This is a genomic window from Vibrio sp. VPAP30, assembly GCF_001188205.1.
GTDB lineage: Bacteria > Pseudomonadota > Gammaproteobacteria > Enterobacterales > Vibrionaceae > Vibrio > Vibrio bivalvicida.
In genome coordinates this window covers 19,869-32,799 of record NZ_LBLS01000035.1, presented here as the reverse complement: position 1 = coordinate 32,799, position 12,931 = coordinate 19,869, and the positions used below count along the sequence as shown (strand labels likewise).

The 12,931-nt window shown below is 44.6% G+C and carries 14 protein-coding genes; 13 read left to right on the top strand and 1 reads right to left on the bottom strand.

The window, feature by feature from the left end; genetic code table 11:
• Window positions 1-57 precede the first annotated feature (57 nt).
• The 12 genes from ZX61_RS15015 (at window position 58) to ZX61_RS14960 (ending at window position 10,426) form a co-directional block, all read left to right on the top strand.
• Window positions 58-705 carry an LPS-assembly lipoprotein LptE gene (locus tag ZX61_RS15015; protein WP_049845430.1) on the top strand — a complete coding sequence of 216 codons (648 nt, stop codon included), beginning with the start codon at window positions 58-60 and terminating at the stop codon, window positions 703-705.
• An 8-nt stretch (window positions 706-713) separates the two neighbouring features.
• Entirely contained in the window at window positions 714-1,727 is a 1,014-nt protein-coding gene (gene holA, locus ZX61_RS15010; RefSeq protein ID WP_049845429.1) for a DNA polymerase III subunit delta, read from the top strand.
• A gap of 72 nt (window positions 1,728-1,799) precedes the next feature.
• Window positions 1,800-2,117, top strand: coding sequence for a ribosome silencing factor (rsfS, locus tag ZX61_RS15005; RefSeq protein ID WP_049845493.1), 318 nt, complete (start codon window positions 1,800-1,802; stop codon window positions 2,115-2,117).
• 3 nt (window positions 2,118-2,120) lie between these two features.
• Window positions 2,121-2,591 carry a 23S rRNA (pseudouridine(1915)-N(3))-methyltransferase RlmH gene (gene rlmH / locus ZX61_RS15000; RefSeq protein ID WP_049845428.1) on the top strand — a complete coding sequence of 157 codons (471 nt, stop codon included), beginning with the start codon at window positions 2,121-2,123 and terminating at the stop codon, window positions 2,589-2,591.
• Window positions 2,592-2,597: 6 nt separating this feature from the next.
• Window positions 2,598-4,478: a penicillin-binding protein 2 gene (gene mrdA, locus ZX61_RS14995; RefSeq protein ID WP_049845427.1), complete on the top strand. Its 1,881-nt coding sequence runs from the start codon at window positions 2,598-2,600 to the stop codon at window positions 4,476-4,478.
• 2 nt (window positions 4,479-4,480) lie between these two features.
• Window positions 4,481-5,602, top strand: coding sequence for a rod shape-determining protein RodA (gene rodA / locus ZX61_RS14990; protein ID WP_049845426.1), 1,122 nt, complete (start codon window positions 4,481-4,483; stop codon window positions 5,600-5,602).
• Window positions 5,603-6,385 (top strand): septal ring lytic transglycosylase RlpA family protein, encoded by a 783-nt coding sequence (locus ZX61_RS14985; protein ID WP_049845425.1) that lies wholly within the window; start codon window positions 5,603-5,605, stop codon window positions 6,383-6,385.
• Between the two features lie 90 nt (window positions 6,386-6,475).
• Window positions 6,476-7,654: a serine hydrolase gene (locus tag ZX61_RS14980; RefSeq protein ID WP_049845424.1), complete on the top strand. Its 1,179-nt coding sequence runs from the start codon at window positions 6,476-6,478 to the stop codon at window positions 7,652-7,654.
• 148 nt (window positions 7,655-7,802) lie between these two features.
• Window positions 7,803-8,081 carry a DUF493 family protein YbeD gene (gene ybeD / locus ZX61_RS14975; RefSeq protein ID WP_004415161.1) on the top strand — a complete coding sequence of 93 codons (279 nt, stop codon included), beginning with the start codon at window positions 7,803-7,805 and terminating at the stop codon, window positions 8,079-8,081.
• 179 nt (window positions 8,082-8,260) lie between these two features.
• Window positions 8,261-8,929, top strand: coding sequence for a lipoyl(octanoyl) transferase LipB (gene lipB, locus ZX61_RS14970; protein ID WP_049845423.1), 669 nt, complete (start codon window positions 8,261-8,263; stop codon window positions 8,927-8,929).
• A 7-nt stretch (window positions 8,930-8,936) separates the two neighbouring features.
• Window positions 8,937-9,902, top strand: a complete 966-nt coding sequence (lipA, locus tag ZX61_RS14965) for a lipoyl synthase (protein WP_049845422.1) — start codon at window positions 8,937-8,939, stop codon at window positions 9,900-9,902.
• Window positions 9,903-10,099: 197 nt separating this feature from the next.
• The gene (locus ZX61_RS14960; RefSeq protein WP_049845421.1) at window positions 10,100-10,426 is read left to right on the top strand and encodes a hypothetical protein; all 327 of its coding nucleotides are present in this window, start codon (window positions 10,100-10,102) and stop codon (window positions 10,424-10,426) included.
• Window positions 10,427-10,536: 110 nt separating this feature from the next.
• Here ZX61_RS14960 and glyA read toward each other — a convergent pair whose 3' ends face one another.
• A complete protein-coding gene (gene glyA, locus ZX61_RS14955) occupies window positions 10,537-11,787 on the bottom strand; it encodes a serine hydroxymethyltransferase (protein ID WP_049845420.1) in 1,251 nt (416 codons plus the stop codon).
• A 366-nt stretch (window positions 11,788-12,153) separates the two neighbouring features.
• Here glyA and ZX61_RS14950 point away from each other — a divergent pair, with 366 nt between their 5' ends.
• Window positions 12,154-12,753 (top strand): YitT family protein, encoded by a 600-nt coding sequence (locus tag ZX61_RS14950; protein WP_049845419.1) that lies wholly within the window; start codon window positions 12,154-12,156, stop codon window positions 12,751-12,753.
• Window positions 12,754-12,931: the final 178 nt, after the last annotated feature.

The following is a 12,931-nucleotide window of genomic DNA, read 5'->3' as shown; positions in this document are numbered from 1 at the left end:
TATTATAGAAACTAGAGCCTTAACATAAGTATTCCAATAATCGAGAGTCCTAAATCCATGTTTCGTCGTGCATCGCGCCTTATTTCATTATCCTTTGTAAAACTTACTAGTGTTGTTTTATTGGCAAGCTTGCTTTCAGCTTGTGGTTTCCACTTACGTGGTGATTACTCGGTTCCAGAAGAATTGGAAACCATGTCTCTCACCAGTTACGACCAATACAGCATTTTCACTCGTATGATGAAGGGTCAATTGCGCATGAGTGAAATCGAGGTAGTTCCGCCAGCGGAAAACATTCCTAACTTGCACCTTCTCAGTGAAGGTGTTGGCGAGCGTACACTATCTCTTTACCAAAATACGCGCGCAGCGGAAATCGAACTGACTTTCCGTGCATCTTACCGCGTGACAGTGCCAGAGCTTGGAACAAAAACTTTTTCGACCAGCGTAACTCGTAGTTATCTAGATAACCCACTAACCGCACTGGCAAAATCGGTAGAACGAGACATGATTGAAGATGAAATGCGTAAGCTAGCCGCTTCCCAAATCATTCGCCAAATGGGCCGATTGAAAGCAGATATTGAAGCCAACGAGCTATTGGAAGAAGAGCAGGAAGCTTTACTCAAAGTAGAAGAAGAGCAGTACCGTGTAAAAACGTACTACGGGGAAGATGCTCAGGGGAATGTTACACCTGAAACCCCAGCTAACTAATTACGATTATGCGAATTTTCGCCGACCGTCTAGTGGAGCAGCTAGCTAAGCAGCTCCACCCTACTTACCTCATCTTTGGTAACGAACCTCTCCTGATTCAAGAATCTCGTCAATTCATTCACAAAGCAGCGTTTTCACAAGGCTTTGAAGAGCGACACCGCTTTGCTATCGACAGCTCATTTGACTGGAACCTAGTATATGACTGCTGTCAGGCGATGAGCTTGTTCTCTGCAAGACAGATCATAGAGTTGGAACTGCCTGAGTCAGGTGTAAATGCCGCCATTGCCAAAGAGCTGGTAGCTGTTTCTGAACTACTCCATAGCGATGTCATACTGGTCGTCATTGGAGCTAAGCTAACTAAAGCCCAAGAAAATGCCAAATGGTTTAAGACACTCTCAAGCCAAGGTTGTTGGGTAAACTGCTTAAGTCCAGATATCCAAAGACTACCGCAGTTTGTGCAGGCACGTTGCCGTGCTCTAAATCTAAAACCCGATCAAGAAGCCGTCCAGATGCTTGCTCAGTGGCATGAAGGCAACCTATTTGCTCTTAGTCAAAGCTTGGAAAAATTAGCGCTGCTCTACCCTGATGGCGTACTAAACCTGATTCGGCTTGAAGAGTCTTTAAGCCGCCATAATCACTTTACTGCCTTTCACTGGGTTGATGCTTTATTAGCGGGAAAAGCCAAACGCTCACAACGCATATTGCGTCAGCTAGAAGCAGAAGGTGTCGAAAGCGTTATTTTAGTTCGCACCATACAAAAAGAGCTGACTCAATTACTCAATATGGCTAATCAAATTAAAGTAAAGCCGATAGGTCAGGTGTTTGAAAGCTATCGAGTTTGGCAATCTAAGCGCCCCTTATACTCAGCAGCTTTAGAGCGCTTGCAACCAGAAAAAATTACCCGCTTACTTCAATTACTGACTAAAGTCGAATTATTGGTTAAAACTCAATACGATCAATCAAGCTGGCCACTATTACATCAGTTAAGTACTGAGTTTTGTGTACCACAAGTGAAGCTATAGAAAGCGTGCTATACTTCGCCGCCGAAAAAAGACAAACCTGTGCGTGAGCACAACACCAACGAGGACACTACCTTGCAATTTGAAGAGTTAAACAACTTCCTTGCTGACAAAGCCGATGATATGAAAGCACAAGACATAAAAACCATTGATGTTCAAGGCAAATCAAGTATTACTGACTTCATGATCGTCTGTACGGGTACATCTAAGCGTCACGTTGTCTCTATCGCTGAACATGTTGCAAAAGAATCAAAGCTAGCTGGAATTGATCCACTGGGTATTGATGGGGAGGCTGAAGGTGAATGGGTCGTACTAGATATGGGTGATACCATTGTTCACGTAATGCAAGAAGAACAACGTGAACTGTACCAACTGGAAAAGCTTTGGGGCTAAGCGATGAAAATACAGCTGGTTGCCGTTGGGACTAAGATGCCTAAGTGGGTCGAAGAAGGCTTTCAAGAATATCGCCGTCGCTTTCCCCACGATTTGCCACTAGAGCTTGTTGAAATAACCGCCGGAAAACGCGGAAAAAATGCCGATATTGCAAGAATTCTGCAAAAAGAAGGCGAATCCATGCTCGCAGCCGTGCCAAAAGGCAATCGAATTGTTACTCTCGACATCCCTGGCAAAAAGTGGGATACACCGCAATTAGCACAACAATTGGAAAACTGGAAGCTTGACGGAAGAGACGTATCGATTCTCATCGGTGGTCCAGAGGGTCTTGCTCCGGCCTGTAAATCAGCGGCTGATCAAAGTTGGTCGTTGTCAGCGTTAACCTTACCTCACCCATTAGTGCGCATTGTCATGGCTGAGAGTTTATATCGAGCGTGGAGCATTACCGCGAACCACCCTTACCACCGAGAATAGCCATTAATGTTACGGAAGCGTACCCAGATAAGGGATTACCATGAAGAAGCGCGACTCTTTAGAAGTCGCGCTATTGTCGCTTTCATCGGTATTGTTGCCTTGGTTGGGGTGTTAATCACTAACCTGTACAACATCCAAATCAATCAGTTCCAAGATTACAAAACTCGTTCGAACGACAACCGAATTAAGGTTGTACCTATCGCGCCAAACCGTGGCCTAATCTACGATCGCAAAGGGAATCTCTTAGCTGAAAACCGCCCAGTGTTCAGCCTTGAAATCACGCCGGAGAAAGTCAAGGATATGGACGAAACGCTTGATCGTTTACAACAGATTCTAACTATTACTCCCGAGCAAATCGAACGATTTAAACGTGAGCGCCGTCAAACACGTCGCTTTAAATCCGTTCCAATTCTGACCCAATTGACCCAAGAACAAGCGGCAAAATTCTCGGTCAACCAGCACAACTTCCCTGGTGTTTCGATCAATGCCGCGCTTAAAAGGCATTATCCATACGGTGAGGTCCTTACTCATGTAATTGGCTATGTATCTCGAATCAATGATCGCGATGTTCAACGCCTGGTGCGAGAAGAGAAAGACGCAAATTATCAAGCCACTCGCGATATCGGAAAGTTAGGTATCGAACGTTATTACGAAGATACGCTTCATGGTATTGCAGGTTATCAAGAAGTCGAAGTAAACAGCCGTGGTCGGGTGATAAGAACCCTTAAATACGAACCACCAGAACCTGGTAAAGACATTGTTCTTAACCTCGACATTGATTTACAGCTCTACATTCATCAATTACTCGCCGACCGTCGTGGCAGTGCTGTCGTGCTTGATCCCAAAGATAATGGGGTATTGGCTATGGTCTCTAGCCCAAGTTACGATCCAAATGCTTTTGTTCACGGTATTTCTGGTAAGGCATACAGTGCACTACTGAATGATAAGAACCGCCCACTAGTAAACCGCGCAACGCTAGGGATCTACCCACCGGCCTCAACCATCAAGCCGTTTATGGCGGTCGCTGCACTAGAAGAAGGCGTTGTCACTCCTTACACCACTCGCAACGACCCTGGTTATTGGAAGATCCCTAACTCTAAAACTCGACCATTCCGAGACTGGTTGGCTTGGGGGCACGGTAAGGTGGATATCGTTAAATCGATTGAAGAGTCAGTCGATACGTTCTTCTACCAGATTGCTTATGACATGGGTATCGATCGCATCTCGCGCTGGATGATGATGTTTGGTTTCGGTGACTATACCGGGATTGATATTCATGAAGAAAGCAAAGCCAATATGCCGACTCGAGAGTGGAAAATGGCCCGCCACCGTGTGCCTTGGTATCAAGGTGACACCATCCCGGTAGGTATTGGTCAAGGTTACTGGACGGCAACCCCAATGCAAATTGCCAAAGCGACGTCTGTTCTGGTTAATCGAGGTGAAGTGATTGCCCCTCACCTACTAAGAGCAACCATAAATAATGGTGAAGATTTTGAAAAGAGACAACTGTCAGATATCGAAACTTATCCGCCAATTAGCGGAGTAAAAGATCGCTACTGGGATATGGCGATTGAAGGTATGCGCTTAGTTAACCATGGTAAGAAAGGAACTGCACGCCGCTCTTTTACCAAAACGGGATACTCCAGTGGGGGAAAATCAGGCACCGCCCAAGTCTTTGGTTTGGCTGAAGATGAAGAGTACAACGCAGATGAAATCGCAGAGCATTTGCGAGACCATGCGCTATTTACGGGGTTTGCGCCCATTGAAGACCCAGAGCTGATTGTGACCATAGTATTAGAAAACGCGGGGGGGGGTTCTTCTCAAGCTGCTCCGGTAGTGAGAAGAATATTCGACCATGTTCTCGTAGATAATAATAAGGCGAAATAACCATGGACTTGAACCCGGCAACAGGTCAAAACCGCGCTCTATTTGAACGCTTTCACTTAGATCTACCACTGCTTCTGGGGATTTTGGTACTCATGGGCTTTGGTCTAGTTGTTATGTACAGTGCTAGCGGCCAAAGCTTAGCCATGATGGACAGACAAGCAATGCGTATGGCCCTCTCGCTTGGCGTAATGCTAATCCTTGCTCAGATACCACCGCGTACCTATGAAGCACTGGCACCACTTATGTTTGTTGGCGGCGTTATTTTACTACTAGGGGTACTGTTCTTTGGTGAAGCATCTAAAGGGGCACAACGTTGGTTGAATTTAGGCTTTGTTCGCTTTCAGCCCTCCGAGCTATTGAAGCTTGCCGTACCGCTGATGATTGCCCGCTATATAGGTAAGCGACCTCTTCCACCGACCTTCCAGACTCTGGTTATTTCGTTGGTGATGGTATTTGTACCTACAATCTTGATCGCCAAACAGCCAGATTTAGGCACTTCAATCCTAATCGCAGCATCGGGGATATTTGTAATTTTCTTAGCAGGTATCAGCTGGAAAATTATCTTTGCCGCCGCATGTGGCTTAGGTGCTTTTTTACCAATTCTGTGGTTCTTCCTAATGCGTGAGTATCAGAAAGTTCGAGTTAGGACCCTATTCAACCCAGAATCGGATCCACTCGGTGCCGGTTATCACATTATTCAGAGTAAAATAGCCATTGGCTCTGGTGGTGTTTCTGGCAAAGGTTGGCTACAAGGAACTCAATCTCAATTAGAGTTCCTTCCCGAGCGACATACTGACTTTATTTTTGCAGTTATCGGCGAAGAGTGGGGCTTGATTGGCATATTGATTTTGCTTGGTCTGTACCTTTTCATCATTGGGCGAGGTCTTGTGCTCGCAAGTAAAGCTCAAACTGCCTTTGGCCGCATGATGGCTGGTAGTATCGTTCTCAGTTTTTTTGTCTATGTTTTCGTTAACATCGGCATGGTAAGTGGTATTTTACCTGTGGTAGGCGTTCCACTGCCTCTTATCAGTTATGGCGGTACATCAATGGTTACTCTCATGGCTGGTTTCGGCATTTTGATGTCTATTCATACCCATAGAAAAGCGTTCTCTAAGGCAATCTAAATGATAAATAAGCAATTATTGCTAACAGTAACAGCAACGAGCCTAATCTTGGCTGGCTGTTCATCTGCGCCGTCAAAGCGCTACACCATTGACGACGACATTGCCCCGGACGCACCGATTAGTGTCGATCATATTGAAGATGCAACACCTATGTATGAATCATACAGCCTAGGGGGAAATAGCAATTACCGCCTAAGAGGTAAAGACTACACCATCATCAAAGAGCCACAAGGCTTTCAACAACAAGGTATCGCTTCTTGGTATGGTAAAAAGTTCCATGGTCATTTGACCTCTAATGGCGAAATATATGATATGTACTCGATGTCAGCGGCGCACAAAGAGCTGCCGATTCCAAGCTATGTCAAAGTCACCAACAAAGATAATGGCAAAACGGCGATTGTGCGGGTCAATGACCGTGGTCCTTTCCACGAAGGTCGAATCATCGATCTGAGCTATGCTGCTGCGCTAAAACTCGACGTGATTCGTACTGGTACGGCCAAGGTTGAAATAGAGGTCATCACCATCGACAAACCGACCCAAACACATAAACAAGAAGCATTACCAAAGTTTGTTGTTCAGGTCGCTTCGTCACAACATCAAGACCGAGTTGAAACTTTAGCACAAAATTTGAGTCAAAAGCTTTCGGTCAAGAGTTATGTTAGTTCCGGCGACAAGCTTCACCGAGTATTTTTAGGCCCATTTAGCGACTATATGCACGGCCAAAAAGCACTTGAACAAGTGAAAGACTTGGGTTACACCAGTGCTTTCATAAAATCCCACTAGTCCTCAATCCAGTGTATCCAAACCGCTACACTGGCTTGAGAGATTGATTCTGTTAAGATATGGACAGTAAACGATAATTCTGTAGTCAATATGAAAAAAACAACGCTAATTAAATCAGCTTTTGCGTCTTCGATTGCGCTTTCTGCAACATTCGCATCTTCTGTATTCGCATCCCCAATTGTGGTTCCTGACGCCCCTCAAATCGCAGCCAAAGGCTACGTATTGATGGATTACCATTCAGGTAAAGTACTTGCTGAAAAAGAGATGAACACCAAGTTATCTCCAGCGAGTTTGACTAAGATGATGACCAGTTATGTCATCGGCCAAGAATTAGAGCGTGGCAACATCTCACTTCAAGATGATGTCACTATCAGCAAAAACGCTTGGGCGAAAAACTTCCCTGATTCTTCAAAAATGTTTATCGAAGTTGGTACTACGGTAAAAGTAGAAGACCTAAACCGCGGTATCATTGTTCAGTCTGGTAATGATGCTTGTGTTGCAATGGCAGAGCACATCGCTGGTTCAGAAGACGCATTTGTCGATCTAATGAACGCTTGGGCTGACACTATCGGTATGAAAGACACCCACTTTGCTAACGTGCATGGTCTAGACAATCCGAATCTATACTCAACCCCTTACGATATGGCCCTGCTTGGCAGCGCACTGATCCGCGACGTGCCAGACGAGTACCGTATCTACTCAAACAAGAAATTTACTTACAACGGCATCACCCAATACAACCGCAATGGTTTGCTTTGGGACAAGAGCATGAACGTTGATGGCATTAAGACTGGCCACACAAGTAACGCGGGCTACAGCTTAGTTAGCTCTGCAACTGAAGGAAAAATGCGCCTAGTTGCTGTGGTAATGGGAACAAAGAATGCCAACGCACGTAAATCAGAAAGCAAGAAGCTTCTGAGCTATGGCTTCCGCTTCTTCGAAACAGTCGCGCCACATAAAGCTGGAGAAACCTTCGTTGAAGAGAAGATCTGGATGGGTAACAAAGATACTGTAGCCCTTGGTCTTGACCAAGATACCTATGTAACTCTTCCTCGCGGCCAAGCAAAAAACCTTAAGGCAAGCTTCGTGCTTGAAAAAGAGCTAGAAGCCCCAATTATGAAGGGTGACGTAGTTGGTAAGCTATACTATCAACTAGAAGGTGAAGATATTGCAGAGTACCCGCTTCTTGCTCTTGAAGACGTGGAAGAAGGCAGCCTATTCAGCCGTCTATGGGATTACATTGTGATGCTATTCAAAAGCTTCTTGTAATTCGCGTACTTAGCTTTAAAAAGCCGCCTAGTGCGGCTTTTTTACTTTTCACCCAATTGACAAAGCGCTGAGGTAATCTTGAGTTCGCACTCGATAGAAAGTACTATTTCGCGCTGCTAACAACGACTTCCCAACTTGGAGTTTCAAAATGCTGAACATTAACTCAGACGCAAAACTGAAAGACCTGCTGGAATTCCCGTGTTCTTTTACATACAAGGTAATGGGCTACGCTAAGCCTGAACTTCCTGAAAAGGTTTTAGAAGTAATTCAACGCCATGCTCCAGGTGATTACAGCCCAACAGTAAAGCCAAGCGCTAAGGGCAATTACCACTCGGTGTCGGTTAACATCACTGCCACTTCAATCGAACAGGTTGAAACGCTTTATAAAGAGCTAGGTGAAATCGACATTGTACGCATGGTTCTATAACTAAATTTGATATAATCAATTTTTTTTGAAGGCAGCGGGAGCTGCTTTCTTTTTAGATATCAAATAGATAATCATCCTGCAAAAAGTCTAGGGTTAAAAATGTGTTACTGGTATATAGTTCCTTGACCAGAAGCAGTTTATAATCCGTTAACTTTATTAACCGACGATGGAAAAGCGGAATGCGAAACCAGCTTGTTGTTAAACATCTAGGAAGACAAGATTACGAGCCAATCTGGCAAGCAATGCACGACTTCACAGATAGCCGCACTGAAGATACTGCCGACGAGGTATGGCTTGTCGAGCACAATCCAGTCTTCACACAAGGACAAGCAGGTAAAGAGGAGCATCTACTGAACACAGGTGATATTCCAGTCGTTCAAAGCGATAGAGGTGGCCAAGTCACCTATCATGGTCCTGGCCAGCTCGTCGCCTATTTTCTAATTAACCTTCGTCGTAAAAAAATAGGTGTGCGAGATCTTGTTACCCATATAGAGAATCTCGTCATCAATACACTAAAAGCATACAATATCGACTCGGCTGCACGCCCCGACGCACCGGGAGTCTATGTAGATGGGAAGAAAATCTGTTCCTTAGGGTTACGAATCCGTAAAGGTTGTTCGTTCCACGGCTTAGCGCTAAATGTAAATATGGATCTTACGCCATTTCTCCGAATCAACCCATGCGGTTATGCGGGAATGGAAATGGTTCAAGTCAGCCAACTTGGCGGGCCTGAAGATATAACACAAGTAGAGACAAAACTTGTCGAAGAACTGGTTACTTTACTCAATTATCAGCAGGTCAAAATTGACACACAAGCAGGCCACAAGACCAACAGTAACGAGAAGTAAGAGAAGCATGAGTAAACCAATCCAAATGGAAAAAGGCGTTAAGTACCGCGACGCTGACAAAATGGCACTGATTCCAGTAAAGAACATGCCTACAGAGCAAAAAGAAGTTCTTCGTAAACCAGACTGGATGAAGATCAAGCTACCTGCCGACAGCCAGCGCATTCAAGATATTAAATCTGCAATGCGTAAAAACAACCTACACTCCGTTTGTGAAGAAGCTTCATGCCCTAACCTTGCAGAATGTTTTAACCACGGGACCGCGACCTTTATGATTTTGGGTGCGATCTGTACTCGCCGCTGCCCATTCTGTGATGTTGCCCATGGTCGCCCTCTTACGCCTGAAGCAAATGAGCCACAAAAGCTGGCAAAAACGATTCAAGATATGAAACTGAAGTACGTAGTGATTACTTCAGTTGACCGTGATGATCTACGTGATGGTGGCGCACAGCACTTTGCTGACTGTAACCGCGAGATCCGCGCGCTTAATCCAAGCATAAGAATTGAAACACTGGTACCTGACTTCCGCGGCCGTATGGATGTTGCGCTCGAATTATTGAAAGATAATCCACCAGATGTCTTCAATCATAACTTAGAAACAGCACCTCGCCTGTACCGTAAGGCTCGGCCTGGCGCAAACTACAAATGGTCTCTACAGCTTCTACAGAAGTTCAAAGAGCAACACCCGAATATTCCGACCAAGTCAGGAATCATGATGGGGCTTGGTGAGACGAAAGAAGAGATCGTCGAAGTATTGAAAGATCTTCGAGCGCACGGTGTAACCATGCTGACGTTAGGCCAATACCTAGCACCTAGCCGTCATCATTTACCAGTAGAGCGCTACGTTCCACCTTCAGAGTTTGATGAACTAAAAGAGATTGCACTTGAACTTGGCTTTACTCACGCAGCATGTGGGCCATTTGTTCGCTCTTCTTACCACGCCGATCTTCAAGCGCAAGGTGTCGAAGTAAGCTAACACCAAGTGATTATTCAGTTTATATGCCTCTCGTTTTTGAACGTGAGGCATATTTTATTTGTGCTGATTTTACTCGCCCGCCACAATCCACTACCATATCAAATGCTGAAACAACTTTGATACTAGAATGAAAGTACAGGTTTGATATAATACTTAAATCAACCTTTCATCACATACTCGAATTATTGGATAGATACATGAAAAACATTTTTGCTGCCGCTGTTGTGGCTATTACTCTTGCAGGTTGTGCATCTGAACCAACTCAGCAAGATAACTACATGGACGCTTCTTTCGAGCTTTGTAATACTGAAGTGAAAACCTATTCAGTGAGTGACGATGGTCGTGTACGTATCGTATGTGCTGATGGCTCTAAATTTGCGCTTCGCAGTGAAGCAACTCTAGACACTATGCGTGATATCAACGCAGACTACTGTAGTGGTGAAGGTCTATCTAAATTCAACGAAAGCACTAAATACTACCAATTCCGTTGTAAATCTGGTGAGACAATCAGTGTAAACAAATAAGCTCAACTAAGATTTGAAACGGCAGCCTCGGCTGCCGTTTTTGTTTCTCATTTTCAAATCATAAAAAAACACCTCCAAGTTGGAGGTGCTTTAATCAATCAGAATTTTGATTAAGCGTAAACTGGTAGGCGCTTACAAATTTCAAGCACTTTTGCTTTAGTCGCTTCAATAACGTCTTCGTTACCGATGTTATCTAAAACGTCACACATCCAGTTTGCTAACTCTTTTGCATCTTCTTCAGTGAAACCACGACGTGTGATTGCTGGAGATCCAACACGAATACCTGAAGTAACAAACGGGCTACGCGGGTCGTTTGGCACTGAGTTTTTGTTTACCGTGATGTTTGCGGCACCTAAAGCTGCGTCTGCGTCTTTACCTGTGATGTCTTTATCGATTAGGTCAACAAGGAACAGGTGATTTTCAGTACCATTAGAAACGATTTTGTATCCGCGTTCTTGGAACTGAGCAACCATGGCTTTTGCGTTCTTCACTACGCGCGCTTGGTAAGCTTTGAATTCAGGCTCCATTGCTTCTTTGAACGCAACTGCTTTACCAGCGATAACGTGCATCAGAGGACCACCTTGACCACCAGGGAATACTGCTGAGTTCAACTTCTTATACATCTCTTCGCCAGCATTAGACAGAATGAGACCACCACGTGGGCCTGCTAGCGTTTTGTGCGTAGTTGTTGTAACAACATGAGCATGTGGTACTGGTGTCGGGTATTCGCCTGCTGCAATTAGACCAGCAACGTGCGCCATATCAACAAATAACCAAGCGCCAGCCTTGTCTGCGATTTCACGCATGCGCGCCCAATCTACGATTTGAGAGTAAGCAGAGAAACCACCGATGATCATCTTAGGCTTATGCTCAAGAGCAAGTTGCTCCATTTCGTCATAGTTGATTTGACCCGCTTCATCGATACCATAAGGAATAACGTTGTAGTGCTTACCAGAGAAGTTTACCGGAGAGCCGTGAGTCAGGTGACCACCGTGCGCTAGGCTCATACCTAAAACCGTATCGCCTGGATTTAAAAGTGCCATGTAAACAGCGCTGTTTGCTTGAGAACCAGAATGTGGCTGTACGTTTGCATACTCACAACCGAAAAGCTCGCATGCGCGGTCGATAGCAAGAGCTTCTGCTTTATCAACGTACTCACAGCCACCATAGTAGCGCTTGCCCGGGTAACCCTCAGCGTATTTATTTGTCAGCTGAGAACCTTGCGCTTCCATTACACGTGGGCTTGTGTAGTTTTCTGAAGCGATAAGTTCAATGTGTTCTTCCTGGCGAAGGGTTTCTTCTTGGATTGCTGCGAACAGTTCCGCATCGTAATCTGCGATGTTCATATCACGCTTTAGCATCTGTATCTCCTGACTCAGATTAAGACTTAAAAAATGTTAATAAACTGATTTCTGACCTCAATACCGACGTTTTTTACCTGACGCAAACGTTTGCATTAAGCTAATGACGCGCATTTTACATAATTTGATCTAGGTCATAAAGAGAAAATTCACATTTTTCTCATGCAGTTTTTTCATAATGCTCTACAAGGAATGTCATATTGAACGTCTGCCTAAATGATAATTTAGAAAAGTGTCAATTTTGTCCTTTACACTCCGTAAAACGATAATTACATAGGTTTACCTTAAATTTCTCTCTCAAGCTACCGAAATCCTCATTTTTTAAATAGTATGCACGCCATTATTCAGCGATTAAATTTCAATCTGATGGAAAAACACTCAAGAAGAGAAGACTGGATCGCAATTTTAACGGGCACCTTTCTTGTTGCCCAAGGCGTTTTCTTTTTACAGTCAGCCTCACTACTCACTGGAGGGACGACCGGACTTGCGCTATTAGCGAGTCAATTCGTCTCACTCTCTTTTGGTACGCTCTACTTTGTGGCTAATTGTCCTTTTTACCTGTTGGCTTGGAAACGATTTGGTTCTCGCTTTGCATTTAATAGTGCTATTTCTGGTGCTTTGGTGTCGGTTTTTGCCGATCATCTCTATTTAGTGATTAGCTTAGATACAATAAATCAGGTCTATTGTGCGGTCGCAGGTGGTTTACTAATGGGGTTAGGGATGCTAATTCTCTTCCGCCACCGCTCAAGCCTTGGTGGATTCAACGTCCTGTGCCTATTCATCCAAGACAAATTTGGTATTTCTGTTGGCAAATCCCAGCTAGCTATCGATTTTTGCATTTTGGTCGCGTCATTCTTCTTCGTCTCACCACAGGTTATCGCACTTTCAATCATCGGTGCTGTGGCGCTCAACCTTGTATTGGCCATGAACCATAAGCCAACGCGTTATAGTGTTAATTACGGTTAGCGAGAAGCGAGAAGCGAGAAGGGTTGACACTATATGTCAACCCTTTGTTTTTTTTCAATCTCGTCATCCTCAAGAGTGAGGTACGAACGAGTTGGGGATCTCTTCAAGCGGATGGGAACCTTGTTAGAGATTCCTTACTCGCTCCTTCGTCGCTCTAAGGAATGACAATTTTCTCGAA

Coding starts and splice junctions, on each gene's coding strand:
- ZX61_RS15015 (WP_049845430.1), top strand. CDS start 58: ATGTTTCGTCGTGCATCGCGCCTTATTTCATTATCCTTTGTAAAACTT.
- holA (WP_049845429.1), top strand. CDS start 714: ATGCGAATTTTCGCCGACCGTCTAGTGGAGCAGCTAGCTAAGCAGCTC.
- rlmH (WP_049845428.1), top strand. CDS start 2,121: ATGAAAATACAGCTGGTTGCCGTTGGGACTAAGATGCCTAAGTGGGTC.
- mrdA (WP_049845427.1), top strand. CDS start 2,598: ATGTTACGGAAGCGTACCCAGATAAGGGATTACCATGAAGAAGCGCGA.
- rodA (WP_049845426.1), top strand. CDS start 4,481: ATGGACTTGAACCCGGCAACAGGTCAAAACCGCGCTCTATTTGAACGC.
- ZX61_RS14985 (WP_049845425.1), top strand. CDS start 5,603: ATGATAAATAAGCAATTATTGCTAACAGTAACAGCAACGAGCCTAATC.
- ZX61_RS14980 (WP_049845424.1), top strand. CDS start 6,476: ATGAAAAAAACAACGCTAATTAAATCAGCTTTTGCGTCTTCGATTGCG.
- ybeD (WP_004415161.1), top strand. CDS start 7,803: ATGCTGAACATTAACTCAGACGCAAAACTGAAAGACCTGCTGGAATTC.
- lipB (WP_049845423.1), top strand. CDS start 8,261: ATGCGAAACCAGCTTGTTGTTAAACATCTAGGAAGACAAGATTACGAG.
- lipA (WP_049845422.1), top strand. CDS start 8,937: ATGAGTAAACCAATCCAAATGGAAAAAGGCGTTAAGTACCGCGACGCT.
- ZX61_RS14960 (WP_049845421.1), top strand. CDS start 10,100: ATGAAAAACATTTTTGCTGCCGCTGTTGTGGCTATTACTCTTGCAGGT.
- glyA (WP_049845420.1), bottom strand. CDS start 11,787: ATGCTAAAGCGTGATATGAACATCGCAGATTACGATGCGGAACTGTTC.
- ZX61_RS14950 (WP_049845419.1), top strand. CDS start 12,154: ATGGAAAAACACTCAAGAAGAGAAGACTGGATCGCAATTTTAACGGGC.